This window comes from Pseudomonas neuropathica, from assembly GCF_015461835.1.
GTDB classification, from domain to species: domain Bacteria; phylum Pseudomonadota; class Gammaproteobacteria; order Pseudomonadales; family Pseudomonadaceae; genus Aquipseudomonas; species Aquipseudomonas neuropathica.
Genome location: NZ_JACOPX010000009.1, coordinates 65,836 through 79,210 on the forward strand (window position 1 = coordinate 65,836; position 13,375 = coordinate 79,210).

Here is a 13,375-nt window from a genome sequence, read left to right on the forward strand (position 1 = left end):
TCGCTTACTGTATTTGTCGCCACATGATACGACGGCTGCCACCGCCGCCCTTTTCCTTGATTATCGTGAGCTTTCCACTGGTGTCATGCACTCCCTTTTCCTCACCACGCGGGGTTATAAACGTCAGGTTCGGAATACCATCAGCGAAACTCACGCCGCTGGAGATTGAGTCATTACTGTCAACCAACCTATCGCCACCAGTATCAATCACCGCATAGTTGAGCATCTTACCGCTGAACGCCTCGAGTTCGACCAACTTGCCCGTACCAAAACTCGCACAAGGATCGGTGGTATCGACAATGGCCGTGGTGAAGACAATACGTCCAAGCACGATATTCGCTTGATTGATCACCCGTTCGCCGGTCAACACGTTGTTGTACACCAATGGCAGGTACCAGCCCTTCTCCCCCGGATATGTCGTGTCATTTTGCGTCGTGGTCAGAAACTGCCCGGAGCTGCCAGAAAATGATCCGGTAATCGCCTGCGCCTGCAAACTGCTGACAGTGATGTTCCCTGAGCCGCCATCGGCATCCCACACGGAGTAGAACGCCTGCAAATCCTTATTGGTCTTGTCGGCCGTTTCGTTGAACTTGCCCGTGCCGACAAAAATCTGTTTGCCGCCCAATGCGTTATCCGCCAGCAGCGGCTGCGCGGTAATCGGCTGTGTCGCCCCGCCCGCCGTGGTGAACAGCGGTTTACCGGAAAACGCCACGCCCCAGCTGTCCGTCGATGTCGCGCTCAGATCAAATTTCCACAGGCGCCCTTTCAAATCACCCCCATAAGCGGCCTGGACGACATTTGAAGAGTTGACCTTGAGTTTTACCGAGGACAAACCGTTAGCGGTTTCCGTGCTGTCGATGACGATTTTCTTGATCAGCGAACCATCGCGCACATCCAGCACATACATCGCGGCCACACCGGAGTTGCTACCGTAACCATTCGAAATGAATGCCGCCCAACGACCATCGGCCAAGCGTGCCACTTCTGGGCGGGCATAAGCGTAACCCAGATCATTAAATACATTGGCGGTGTTGGCCGTGGTCGGCGCGCTGACTTCCCACAACGCTTTGATCACATTGCCCGCAGAGGCATCAAACAGCTGCAGCCCGTAGAACGTTTTACCCCCGGCACCGGCGCCACCAATGGCCAGGGTTTTCCAGGCCGTGCCGGACTGCGCGTCGAACACCCCGACCTGACCGTCGACGAGAAACTTGTGGCTGACACCGTTGATATAGGTCGGATCAGCAATCAACCGTAGCGACGGCAACACACTGGATGGCATGTAGGCATAGCGTCGGGTGCCGTTGGCCGAGTTGATGACGTTGACGAAACCGTCGTTGGCATTCACCACCAGGCTGGAGTTCATGTTGGCAGCTTTGGTGGTCAGGTATGAGGTGTAAGTGGTATCGCCGGACAAGTCAGCAGCGGTCTTGTCCGTGGGGGCCGCCAGCACCAACGGCGAGTTGATGATGTCACCGAGCAAAACGCTGCGAACCTTGAGCCCGGCTTTGTTGGTGCCTTTGCTCCACTCCACCAGGTCATTGCCGGTAATACCCGTGGGCAGACTCTGGCTGAGCGTCGTCTGCTGCGCAGGGGAAAAGTTGCCGTAAGCCAGCGTCACGGCGGCGCTGCTGGTGGTGTTCCACGATTGATACGTTGGCGCGGTCGCCCCCGGCACGATGGTTGTGTCAGTCGTCCAGAGTGCGGTCGAAGTATTCACCACCCCGGCCGAGGTAAAACCGAAAGACTTGATGGTGCCTCGCCAATCCTTGGGATCATAAGTGGTTTGGTAAAAACTGCTGCCACTGGTGAGTGTGCCAACGCTGGCAACAGCTGCGCCGCCGGAACCGGCCTTGGAGGTGATATCGCTCAACGCCGACGACAACGCGGCGTTGAGGCCGGTGCTGTCAGTCGCCTGGTAATACCTGCCCTGTCCGTAACTGGCCGCGTCCGACAGCATGTCGTTATCGGCGGTGAAGCCCACGGTGTAGGTATTCATGTTCTGCTTGGGAAAATCCACCGCGTTCCAGCTCTTGCCCGCCGCGTCAGTACCGGTCGAACGCATATCGATGTCAAAGGCAAACTTGGCGATGTCATCCAGATACAGCGTATCCCCTTCGTTATCGCCATTGAGGTTGTTGCCGTCATTGTTGACGCCATCCCAGTTCGGCAAACGACTGCCGCCCAGTGGGTCATTGGTGGGGAAAGTCCGGTCGAAAGTCGGCAAGCCGTCGGTGATCACCACACCATAGTTCTTCTGGCAGCGGTACTGAATCGGGCTGGTGTAGGTGCTCGGCGTGCTGTTGTAGTAAGGCGCCATGCCGCGCATGTAGCGGGTGATTTCGTAATAGGTTTCCGCCAACGGCGTGTTGGCCACGGCGCTCAAGCCGTTGATGGAAGAGATCAGTGCGTTGTAATTGGTGTCGGCCTGGGCCTGAGTCACGCTGCCGGATACCGGCGACAAATCGCTGATTGCACGGGCAATGAAACCGCCATTGCCGGAGTTGTTGCTGGTGGCCGGATTGAACGTCGACAGACCAATACGCAAGGTGCGGTTGCTACTGACCAAAGCTGTGGAGACGTTGCGCGCAACGTTGATGCGGTAGTCGTTGGGAATCGCCCCGGTGGTGAAATCGCGGATGCCGTTGTTGATGGCCAGGCCGAATACGTAGGAAATGTAATCCCCTGAGTAACGCGTATTGCCGCTGCCGACCGGATCCGGAAGCTTCAGGCACAACGGCGCCAGGCTGTTGTTGTAGAACGCATAGGCGCCGCCCGAGCAACCGGATGTCGGCAGGCTCGACAGAAAGATCGTGTCGCCGGTGATCGTCGTCGAACTCAGGCATAAACCGAGCAAGGCATTACATTGCCGCGCCGGTGTGCGATCAACCGTCGGATCGAACCCAGCCGCATAAATGATGCTGTTCATACTCCCCGAATCGTCGATCAGCAGCATGACGTTGGGTGGCACCGCCGCCGCACTCAACAGCGGCGAATCGGAAGGCGTGAACGCATACGCCGGCGCGGCCAGATAAAAGCTCAGCAGCATGCCGATCAATAGTGATATGCAGCGCTCAATACTTCGCATAAACACTCTCCACCACACTGCGCGAAGTACCGGCGATGCCGACCGCTGTAACCCGATACAACGTCGCCGAGGTATTGCTCGGCACGTTCACCGCCGTGAGCGTGGTGCCGATATTCTGCACACCATAGAAACCATTGCCGGCGGCGATCCAGGTCACCCCGGAGGTCGAGTTGAGCCCCGCCGCACTGACCACCGATGACTCCGCAGGCGGTGCGCATTGCGTGGTACCGCTGCAAACCGCGAGGGTGTAGCTGTCGAGTTGCACCGCACTCTCCCCCACCCGCAACGCCGCCTCGGCGGTCTGAAACGACTGATTACGCAAACTCACGCTGCCGGCCATTTTTTCCTGCAGGTTGGCACTCTGCATCGACGACAGGCCGATCAGCGTCAGCAACAACAGAAACACCAGACTGACCAGTAGCGCCATGCCGCGCTGCGCCTGACGGGTGTGCAGAGAGATCCTCATCAGCGCGCCCCTCACTGCAAGCGGTTGCGCAAAGCGGCAACCACATTGAAGGTTTGATTGGCCACCCGATTGCTCGGGTCAGCGAGAGTCAGGCTCAGGCGCACACTGCGGATACGCGCCGGGTCGCTGGGGTTGGCGCTATACGTCGAGGCCGCCACATCCGTCGCGGAACTGGCCAGACCGAAGGTGACGTTGAACGCACTGACATTGTTCACCAACACCTGCTGAGTCGGCGTTCCGCTGCCGGTGCCCATGAGAATCTGATTGTTGCTGAAGCTGTAGATCAGACGCCGGATCGGGAACGCGATCTGCCCGCTCGCCGGGGAGCGCAAGCCGGTATAGGCCGTCGCATTGTTGCGGCAATCGGAGACCACGGTCCAGGTTGGCGTGCCCCCGCCGCTGCCGATATCGGCAGTGACCAGCGTCAGTTTCAGGTTGGCATTGTCCCAGTTGATCGGCGTGACCTGTGCAGCGTTGAAGTCGCCCGCGGAGCTCGAATCAGTAATGGTGCCAAGACAGCCGAACATCCCGACCATGCGAATTTCCTGAATCATCTTGCTCAATACGAACCGCGCGTCTTCCTGCATCGCGGCGGCGCTGTTCTGGCTGACATAAGTATTTTTCGCCGCGATGAAAATCTGCACCACGCCCAGCACCACAATCAGCCCCAGTGCCAGGGCGATGAGCATTTCGATCAGGCCGAAACCACGTTGATGGCGCCTCATGGTGTGGCCACCGGATCGACTGCGGCGCGACTGCTCAGGACAAAACTGCGCTGGGCGCTGGCGGTGTTGGCTGCCCGCGCATCGCTCCAGTTGATCGTGATGGTGTAAACGCGCTGATTGAGGGTGATGCTACCGGTCGCGGTCGGCCCGCCGAAATTGCTGATATTGGTGGAGAAGTCGTAGAGGTCCTGATCGCGGGCAACGCTCAGATTGCCCGAGGTCGGCGGTGTGACAGTGTAGTCAGCGCCGGAGTTGGCGCGGATGCGGTCCATCATGTCGTAGGCGATGAAACTGGCCTGACTGGTCATCCGTGAGCTGTCGGTGTACTTCAGCGCATTCAGTTGCACGGCCGCCGCGCCCAGCAACCCGACCGTCAGTATCAGCAACGCGACCAGCACTTCGATCAGCGTCATCCCCTGCTGTACGTGTTGACTCCCTGCCCTCATCCGCAAGTTCCACCCAATTGAATTCGTCCGTTCAAACACACGTTCAGCGTCCTGCTTTGCGTTCCCAGCGTGTAACTTATGGCCACCGCCGTCGACGGTGCCGCCAGACCGCCAAGGTTGTTGAAATCCAGTGCGGTCACTCCTGAGGGTAGCGTCAGAGTCGCGCCACTGCTCATCGCGGGAACAACCCGCAACACATTGGCCGGATTGCCAGTACTGTCGTAGACCGCCAGTTCACCGGTCCAGACGCTGCCACCAGCGGTTGGACGCAAGCGCAGCGTCGTACCACGGTCGATGGCTTCGAGCCTGGCGAAATTGATCGCCCGTTGCAGGTCGCCCATTTCGGTGTCGGCCTTGCTGCCCTGTATCGAACGGGTAAACGCCGGCACTGCCAGGGTAATCAGGATCACGAAGATCGCGATCGCGACCAACAACTCGATCAGCGTGAAACCTTTTGTACGAAGATCCATCGATGCCCTCCGTTGCCGTCGGCTATACCTGCTTCTACACGCTAGAACATTCAACCGGCCCGCGTCGGTTGATTTGCCCTGCCCGGCGCATGGAGCGCGCCGTTCTTCACACTCCATGGAGGGAGTTTTCATGCCGCAACAGGGTTTCAGCCTGATCGAACTGCTTATGGGACTGGCGATTGGCGCAATTGTTCTGCTGCTGGTCAGTCCGGCGTTTGCCGCGCTCACCGAGTCGAACCATCGCCATCAGGCTGCGCAATCGCTGCTCGACGGTATTCGCAATGCTCGAACGTTAGCGATCACGCACAATCAAAGCGTGGTCATCCATGGCATCGACGGCGATTGGAGCCGGGGCTGGCGAATCATTCTGGATATCAGCGGCAAGGGGCCGGAGGACAGCAGCAATCCACTGCTGGTCGAACGCGCGAGCGATCAGCGAATTCCAATTGCCGGTAACTGGTGGGTGAGTCGTTATATAAGGTTTGGCAGCCTGGGTAAGCCGCTGATGCCCGGACGAATGTTTCAGGCAGGAAAACTACATATCTGCTCGGTAAACGAGCCGATCAGCCAGCTCCAGGTGGTGCTGGCGGCGACCGGTCGCGTGCGCCTGGCCAGCGAAAAAGCTGAGCAGGCGCTGTGTCAAAAGAACAAAAGCGTCAGATCGAACGCACGCGCAGCTCTTTAGGCATCGAGAACGTGATGTTCTCTTCGCGACCGGCCAATTCATCGGCACCGGTCGCACCCCAGGCCTGCAGTTGCTGAATCACGCCGCGCACCAGTACTTCCGGCGCGGAGGCACCAGCGGTGATGCCGATACGCTCAACGCCATCGAACCAGCTCTTTTGCAGGTCTTCCGCGCCGTCAATCAAGTAGGCCGGCGTGGCCATGCGCTCGGCGAGTTCACGCAGACGGTTGGAGTTGGAGCTGTTCGGGCTGCCAACTACCAGCACCACGTCGCACTCGTCGGCCAGTTGCTTGACCGCGTCCTGACGGTTTTGCGTGGCGTAGCAGATGTCATCCTTGCGCGGGCCACCGATGGCCGGGAAACGCGAGCGCAAGGCGTCGATGACGCGACTGGTATCGTCCATCGACAGCGTGGTCTGGGTTACGAAAGCCAGTTTATCCGGGTTCTGCACCTGCAGCTCGGCGACGTCATTCTCGTCTTCGACGAGGTAAATCGCGCCGCCATTGCTGCCGTCGTACTGACCCATGGTGCCTTCGACTTCCGGGTGACCGGCGTGGCCGATCAGGATGCACTCGCGACCGTCGCGGCTGTATTTCGCCACTTCGATGTGCACCTTGGTCACCAATGGGCAAGTTGCGTCGAACACTTTCAGGCCACGGCCGGCGGCTTCGGTACGCACGGCTTGGGAAACACCGTGGGCACTGAAGATCACGATGACGTCGTCCGGCACCTGATCCAGCTCTTCGACGAAGATCGCCCCGCGGCTGCGCAGGTCTTCAACGACGAACTTGTTGTGCACTACTTCGTGACGCACGTAGATCGGCGGCCCGAAGACTTCCAGGGCGCGGTTGACGATTTCGATCGCCCGGTCCACGCCAGCGCAGAAGCCACGGGGGTTGGCGAGTTTGATTTGCATGCTGTGCCTCGTGTCTTGCGCGCGAAAACAGTTAAAAACACTGTGGGAGCGAGCTTGCTCGCGAAGAGGCCATCACCTGCAACATTACTGTTGGCTGACACACCGTATTCGCGAGCAAGCTCGCTCCCACATTTGACTTCATAGAGTCAGTTAGATCGCTTTGACGTTGATGATCTCGACGTCAAAGGTCAGCGTCTTGCCCGACAGCGGGTGGTTGAAGTCGATGGTCACTTGCGTGTCGTCGAACTCTTTCACCACACCCGGCAGCTCAGTATTGGCCGCATCATTGAAGATCACCAGCAAACCCGGTGACAACTCCATATCGACGAACTGCGAACGCGGAATGATCTGTACGTTCTGCGGGTTCGGCTGGCCGAAAGCGTTTTCCGGCTCGACGGTCAGCGTGCGCTTGTCGCCGGCCTTGAAGCCGAACAGCGCCGCTTCGAAACCCGGCAGCAGGTTGCCGTCGCCGACCTTGAAGGTCGCCGGGGCTTTGTCGAACGTACTGTCGACGGTGTCGCCGTTCTCCAGGCGCAATGCAAAGTGCAAGGTGACTTCCGTGTTCTGGCCGATGCGTTGTTCAGCCAATACCTGTTCAGTCATGAACGGCTTCTCCGGTCTTTTTACTTTTGAACATATCCAGTGCCAGCATCACCGCACCAACAGTGATGGCGCTGTCGGCGAAGTTGAACGCCGGGAAGTACCAGCGGTTCTGCCAGTGCACCAGAATGAAATCGATCACATGGCCCAAGGCAATGCGGTCATACAGATTGCCCAGCGCGCCACCCAGCACCAGCGCCAAAGCGACGGCCAGCCAGGTTTCGTTGCGGCCCAGGCGCTTGAGCCAGACCACCAGCACCGCACTGACCACAATCGCGATCAGGGCGAACAACCAGCGCTGCCAGCCGGAGCTGTCAGCCAGGAAGCTGAACGCCGCGCCGGTGTTGTAAGCCAGGGTCCAGCTGAAGTAATCAGGAATGATCACGATCTGCTGGAACATTTCGAGCTTGCCTTCGAAGTAGAACTTGCTGGCCTGGTCGATGACCAGAACCAGCAAACTCAACCACAGCCAGCTCAACCGTCCAAAACGGCCAACGGCATTAGGCATAGTGACGAACCTCGCCAGCGCCGCTGATGTTGTCGACACAACGACCGCAGATTTCCGGATGCTCCGGGTTCACACCGACGTCTTCACGGCAGTGCCAGCAACGGGCGCACTTCGGGAAGGCCGATTTGACGATCTTCAGCTTCAGGCCGCTGACTTCAGTCACTACCGCGTCGGCCGGAGCCTGTACAAACGGTGCAACGCTGGCCGTCGAGGTGATCAATACAAAGCGCAGTTCGTTGCTCAGCTTGGCCAGGTCGGCGCTCAGGGCGTCTTCGGCGTAGAGCGTCACTTCGGCTTGCAGGTTGCCACCGACAGCTTTCGCTGCACGCTGGATTTCCATTTCTTTGTTGACCGCTACTTTGACCGCCATCACGCGTTCCCAGTAGTCGCGGCCCAGTTCAACGTCGGCCGGCAGTTCGGTCAGACCTTCGTACCAGGTGTTGAGCATGACCGATTCATTACGCTCGCCCGGCAGGTATTCCCACAGTTCGTCGGCGGTGAAGGCGAGGATCGGCGCGATCCAGCGCACCAGCGCTTCGGAGATGTGGAACAGCGCGGTTTGCGCCGAACGGCGAGCCTTGCTGTTGGCGCCAGTGGTGTACTGACGGTCCTTGATGATGTCGAGGTAGAAACCGCCCAGCTCCTGCACGCAGAAGTTGTGGATCTTGGAGTAGACGTTCCAGAAACGGTATTCGCCGTAGTGCTCTTGCAGCTCGCGTTGCAGCAGCAAGGTGCGGTCGACCGCCCAACGATCCAGCGCGAGCATTTCTTCAGCCGGCAGGATATCGGTGGCGGGGTTGAAACCGCTCAGGTTCGAAAGCAGGAAACGCGCGGTGTTACGGATACGACGATAGGCGTCCGCACTGCGTGTCAGGATCTGATCCGATACCGCGATCTCGCCCGAATAATCTGTCGAAGCGACCCATAGACGCATGATGTCAGCGCCCAATGTGTCGTTGATCTTTTTCGGCTCGATCACGTTTTTCAGCGACTTCGACATCTTGCGACCAGACTCGTCAACGGTAAAACCGTGGGTCAGCAGTTCGCGGTACGGCGCGTGGTTGTCGATGGCGCAACCGGTCAGCAACGACGAGTGGAACCAGCCACGGTGTTGGTCGGAACCTTCCAGGTACAGATCGGCACGCGGGCCGCTCTCGTGGCCCATCGGGTGCGAGCCGCGCAGGACGTGCCAGTGCGTGGTGCCCGAATCGAACCAGACGTCGAGGGTGTCGCTGATCTTGTCGTACAGCGGCGCTTCGTCGCCGAGCAACTCGGCAGCGTCCATCTTGAACCAGGCTTCGATGCCTTCGACTTCAACACGCTTGGCGACTTCTTCCATCAATTCGACGGTGCGTGGGTGCAGCTCGCCGCTTTCCTTGTTGAGGAAGAACGGGATCGGCACGCCCCAGTTGCGCTGACGCGAGATGCACCAGTCCGGACGGTTGGCGATCATCGAGTGCAGACGCGCCTGGCCCCAGGCCGGAACGAATTTGGTGTCTTCGATGGCTTTGAGCGAGCGCACACGCAGGGTGTCGCCGCTGGTTGGCTCTTTGTCCATGCCGATGAACCACTGCGCGGTGGCGCGGTAGATCAGCGGAGTCTTGTGGCGCCAGCAATGCATGTAGCTGTGTTCGATGACGGTGGTGTGCATCAGCGCACCGACTTCGGTCAGCTTGTCGACGATGGCCGGGTTGGCCTTCCAGATGAACTGGCCGCCGAAGAATTCCAGCGACGGCGCGTACACGCCGTTGCTCTGCACCGGGTTGAGGATGTCGTCGTTGACCATGCCATATTTCTTGCAAGTCACGAAGTCGTCCACGCCGTAGGCCGGGGCGGAGTGAACCACGCCGGTACCAGCGCCCAGTTCGACGTAGTCAGCCAGGTACACCGGCGACAGACGGTCATAGAACGGGTGACGGAAGTTGATCAGTTCCAGCTGTTTACCGGTGGTGGTCGCGATGACCGAGCCTTCGACGCCATAGCGTGCCAGGCAGGCTTCGACCAGCTCTTCAGCCAGCACCAGCAGCTTGTCGCCGATGTCGACCAACGCGTAGTTGAATTCCGGGTGAACGTTCAGCGCCTGGTTGGCCGGGATGGTCCACGGGGTGGTGGTCCAGATCACGATCGAGGCAGGTTTGCCCAGCGACGGCAGACCGAACGCGGCAGCCAGTTTGGCTTCGTCAGCGATCGGGAAGGCGACGTCGATGGTCGAGGACTTTTTGGTCTCGTACTCGACTTCCGCTTCAGCCAGGGCCGAACCGCAGTCGAAGCACCAGTTCACCGGCTTGAGGCCCTTGAACACGAAACCGCCCTTGACGATTTCAGCGAGGGCGCGGATTTCACCGGCCTCGTTCTTGAAATCCATGGTCTTGTACGGGTTGGCCCAATCGCCCAGCACGCCGAGACGGATGAATTCGGACTTCTGCCCTTCGATCTGCTCGGTGGCGTAGGCACGGCACAGCTCGCGGGTCTTGTCCGCGCCCAGATTCTTGCCGTGAGTCACTTCAACCTTGTGCTCGATCGGCAGGCCGTGGCAGTCCCAACCCGGAACATACGGCGCGTCGAAGCCCGACAGGGTCTTCGAGCGGATGATCATGTCCTTGAGAATCTTGTTCAGTGCGTGACCGATGTGGATCGTGCCGTTGGCATACGGAGGACCGTCATGCAGAACGAACTTCGGACGATCCTTGCCAATCTCGCGCAACTTTCCGTACAGGCCAATACTGTCCCAGCGCTGCAGGATCTGCGGTTCGCGCTGTGGCAGGCCGGCCTTCATTGGGAAGGCGGTGTCCGGAAGGTTTAGCGTGGCTTTATAGTCGGTCATTTAAGGCTCTTCATTAGCGATGGGCGCTAGGTGCGGCTAGTGCACGGGCGGTGGCGACATCCGCATTGATCGCCGTTTTCAATGCCTCCAGGGAGGCGAAGCGCTGCTCTTCACGCAGCTTTTGGTGGAAAACCACCGTCAAACGCCGGTCATACAGATCGCCGGCAAAATCTAGAAGATGGACTTCAAGGTGGGCCTTGCCATCACCTTGTACCGTGGGCCGTACGCCGATATTGGCGACACCGGGCCAGGTCTTGCCGTCGATATCGACATTCACCAGATACACACCTGTGAACGGCACGCGACGACGTTTGAGTTGAATGTTGGCAGTGGGCGTACCCAGTTGCCGGGCCAGTTTCTGGCCGTGCAGCACGCGACCGGCAATGCGGTACGGGCGACCGAGCAAACGTTCGGCCAGGGCAAAATCGGCGGCGGCCAATGCATTACGCACCTGCGTACTGCTGACGCGAATGCCGTCCAGTTCGACGGTTTGCGCGGCTTCGACGGTAAAACCGTGCATCTGCCCGGCCTGCAGCAGGAAGTCGAAATCGCCGAGGCGGTCGCAACCGAAGCGGAAGTCGTCACCGACCTCCAGATGCTGAACGCCGAGACCATCAACGAGGATGGTGTCGACGAACTCGCTGGCGCTGAGCTTGCTCAGACGCTGGTTGAAGGCCAGGCACAACACCCGGTCGACGCCTTCGGCAGCCAGCAATTGCAGCTTGTCGCGCAAGCGGGCCAGACGCGCCGGCGCGGTTTCGGGGGCAAAGAATTCCCGTGGCTGCGGCTCGAAAATCACCACGCAGCTGGGTACGCCCAACTCGAGCGCACGCTCACGCAGTCGGGCCAGGATAGCCTGGTGACCACGGTGAACACCGTCAAAGTTGCCAATAGTGGCGACGCAGCCCCGATGCTGGGGGCGCAAGTTGTGGAGGCCTCGAACCAGCTGCATAACGCGCTTCTTGCTCATAAAGTGGTCGATTATAACCACACCCGACGGTCGACGACAGGCAACACCGTAACGCAAAGTGAACGAGCCGACAAAACTGCCGGCCCGCGCCTGTTTATAAAGGGTAAAACCTCAGCTCAAGGCCTTGCGATTGAAGTCGCGCAGACGGAAACCAAGCAGCAGCAACATACCGAAATAGGCGACCACGCCCGCCGCAACCAATGCGCCCAGACGCAGGAAGCGTTCAAGCATGTGCCCCTGATCCCACGCCGGCATGAAATGCATGCCAACCAGCAACACCGCCGACATCACCGCCACCGCGACCACAAGCTTGAAGGCGAACTTGGCCCAACCCGGTTGCGGCTGATACATCTGCTGCTTGCGCAGTTGATAGAACAGCAACCCGGCATTCAGGCAGGCACCGGCGCTGATCGCCAAGGCCAGACCGGCGTGAGCCAGAGGACCAATCAGCACCAGGTTGAACAACTGAGTGACGACCAGCGTGAAGATTGCGATTTTTACCGGAGTACGGATGTTCTGTTGCGCATAAAAGCCCGGCGCCAACACTTTGATCACGATAATCCCGAGCAGACCGACAGAATAAGCAATCAGCGCACGCTGAGTCATTTCAGCGTCAAAACCACTGAACTGACCGTACTGGAACAGCGAAACGGTCAGCGGCTCAGCGAGAATCCCCAGCGCCAGTGAGCAAGGCAGCACCAACACGAAACACAGGCGCAGACCCCAATCGAGAATCCGCGAATATTCGTGGCGATCCTTGCTCGCGTAGGTTTTTGCCAGCGTCGGCAGCAAAATTGTCCCCAATGCCACGCCAAGCACACCGGATGGCAATTCCATCAAGCGGTCGGCGTAATACATCCACGACACCGAACCCGCGACCAGAAATGAGGCGAAGATCGTGTTGATGATCAGCGAAATCTGGCTGACCGAGACGCCGAGAATCGCCGGCAACATCTGCTTCATCACCCGCCAGACACCGGTATCACGCAGATTCAGGCGCGGCAGCACCAGCATGCCGATCTTTTTCAGGTGCGGGAGCTGATAGAGCAGTTGCGCCAGGCCGCCGACCAATACCGCCCAACCGAGCGCCATCACCGGCGGATCGAAGTACGGCGTCAGGAACAGCGAAAACACGATCATGCTGACGTTGAGCAGGGTCGGCACGAACGCCGGCACCGAGAAACGGTTCCAGGTATTGAGAATCGCGCCCGCCAGCGAGGACAGGGAGATCAGCAATATATAAGGGAAGGTCACCCGCAACAGATCAGAAGTGAGCTGGAATTTTTCCGGTGTGTCGGTAAAACCCGGAGCCGTGGCCCAGATCACCCACGGCGCGGCGATCATGCCCAGCACAGTGACGACCGCCAGCACCAACGTCAGCAAGCCCGATACGTAAGCAATGAACGTACGCGTCGCTTCTTCGCCCTGCTGGCTTTTGTATTCGGCCAGAATCGGCACGAATGCCTGCGAGAAAGCCCCCTCGGCGAAGATCCGTCGCAACAGATTGGGCAATTTGAAGGCAATAAAGAAGGCATCCGTCGCCATCCCGGCGCCGAATGTACGGGCAATCAGCGTGTCACGAACAAAGCCCAGAATCCGGGAAAGCATCGTGATAGAGCTGACGGCGGCCAACGATTTGAGCAGATTCATTGAGGGAATTTGTGCCTGTCGATAAAC

12 protein-coding genes are annotated in these 13,375 nt (G+C 59.1%); 1 reads left to right on the plus strand and 11 read right to left on the minus strand.

Translation table 11 applies throughout. From position 1 onward, the window contains the following. Nucleotides 1–4 precede the first annotated feature (4 nt). From H8F23_RS14570 to H8F23_RS14590, 5 genes are read right to left on the minus strand one after another with little or no spacing between them, the layout of a single operon-like run. Nucleotides 5–3,088, minus strand: a complete 3,084-nt coding sequence (locus tag H8F23_RS14570; protein WP_194934829.1) for a pilus assembly protein — start codon at nucleotides 3,086–3,088, stop codon at nucleotides 5–7. Continuing rightward, the gene (locus tag H8F23_RS14575) at nucleotides 3,075–3,554 is read right to left on the minus strand and encodes a pilus assembly PilX family protein (protein ID WP_194934830.1); all 480 of its coding nucleotides are present in this window, start codon (nucleotides 3,552–3,554) and stop codon (nucleotides 3,075–3,077) included. Before H8F23_RS14575 ends, H8F23_RS14570 begins: the two co-directional genes overlap by 14 nt. 11 nt (nucleotides 3,555–3,565) lie before the next feature. Beyond that, on the minus strand, nucleotides 3,566–4,279 hold the full coding sequence (locus H8F23_RS14580) for a PilW family protein (protein WP_194934831.1): 714 nt from the start codon (nucleotides 4,277–4,279) through the stop codon (nucleotides 3,566–3,568). Then, on the minus strand, nucleotides 4,276–4,725 hold the full coding sequence (gene pilV, locus H8F23_RS14585) for a type IV pilus modification protein PilV (protein ID WP_194934832.1): 450 nt from the start codon (nucleotides 4,723–4,725) through the stop codon (nucleotides 4,276–4,278). Before pilV ends, H8F23_RS14580 begins: the two co-directional genes overlap by 4 nt. Further along, the gene (locus H8F23_RS14590; RefSeq protein ID WP_194934833.1) at nucleotides 4,722–5,195 is read right to left on the minus strand and encodes a GspH/FimT family pseudopilin; all 474 of its coding nucleotides are present in this window, start codon (nucleotides 5,193–5,195) and stop codon (nucleotides 4,722–4,724) included. Before H8F23_RS14590 ends, pilV begins: the two co-directional genes overlap by 4 nt. A 130-nt stretch (nucleotides 5,196–5,325) precedes the next feature. Between H8F23_RS14590 and H8F23_RS14595 the strand changes: the two genes are divergently transcribed. Continuing rightward, nucleotides 5,326–5,880 carry a GspH/FimT family pseudopilin gene (locus H8F23_RS14595; RefSeq protein ID WP_194934834.1) on the plus strand — a complete coding sequence of 185 codons (555 nt, stop codon included), beginning with the start codon at nucleotides 5,326–5,328 and terminating at the stop codon, nucleotides 5,878–5,880. On the opposite strand, the gene ispH is transcribed toward H8F23_RS14595, so the two are convergent. The 6 genes from ispH to murJ form a co-directional block, all read right to left on the minus strand. Next, the gene (gene ispH, locus H8F23_RS14600) at nucleotides 5,852–6,796 is read right to left on the minus strand and encodes a 4-hydroxy-3-methylbut-2-enyl diphosphate reductase (protein WP_194934835.1); all 945 of its coding nucleotides are present in this window, start codon (nucleotides 6,794–6,796) and stop codon (nucleotides 5,852–5,854) included. The two genes, H8F23_RS14595 and ispH, sit on opposite strands and share 29 nt — an antisense overlap. Nucleotides 6,797–6,946: 150 nt before the next feature. Then, nucleotides 6,947–7,384 (minus strand): FKBP-type peptidyl-prolyl cis-trans isomerase, encoded by a 438-nt coding sequence (gene fkpB, locus H8F23_RS14605; RefSeq protein WP_175555644.1) that lies wholly within the window; start codon nucleotides 7,382–7,384, stop codon nucleotides 6,947–6,949. Between the two features lie 7 nt (nucleotides 7,385–7,391). Then, entirely contained in the window at nucleotides 7,392–7,904 is a 513-nt protein-coding gene (gene lspA, locus H8F23_RS14610; protein WP_007909836.1) for a signal peptidase II, read from the minus strand. Then, complete coding sequence (ileS, locus tag H8F23_RS14615; protein ID WP_194934836.1) at nucleotides 7,897–10,728, minus strand: isoleucine--tRNA ligase; 2,832 nt, start codon at nucleotides 10,726–10,728, stop codon at nucleotides 7,897–7,899. The genes lspA and ileS overlap by 8 nt, the downstream gene beginning before the upstream one ends. 13 nt (nucleotides 10,729–10,741) lie before the next feature. Beyond that, nucleotides 10,742–11,680: a bifunctional riboflavin kinase/FAD synthetase gene (gene ribF, locus H8F23_RS14620; protein ID WP_174244482.1), complete on the minus strand. Its 939-nt coding sequence runs from the start codon at nucleotides 11,678–11,680 to the stop codon at nucleotides 10,742–10,744. A gap of 129 nt (nucleotides 11,681–11,809) precedes the next feature. Further along, the gene (murJ, locus tag H8F23_RS14625) at nucleotides 11,810–13,348 is read right to left on the minus strand and encodes a murein biosynthesis integral membrane protein MurJ (RefSeq protein ID WP_194934837.1); all 1,539 of its coding nucleotides are present in this window, start codon (nucleotides 13,346–13,348) and stop codon (nucleotides 11,810–11,812) included. Nucleotides 13,349–13,375: the final 27 nt, after the last annotated feature.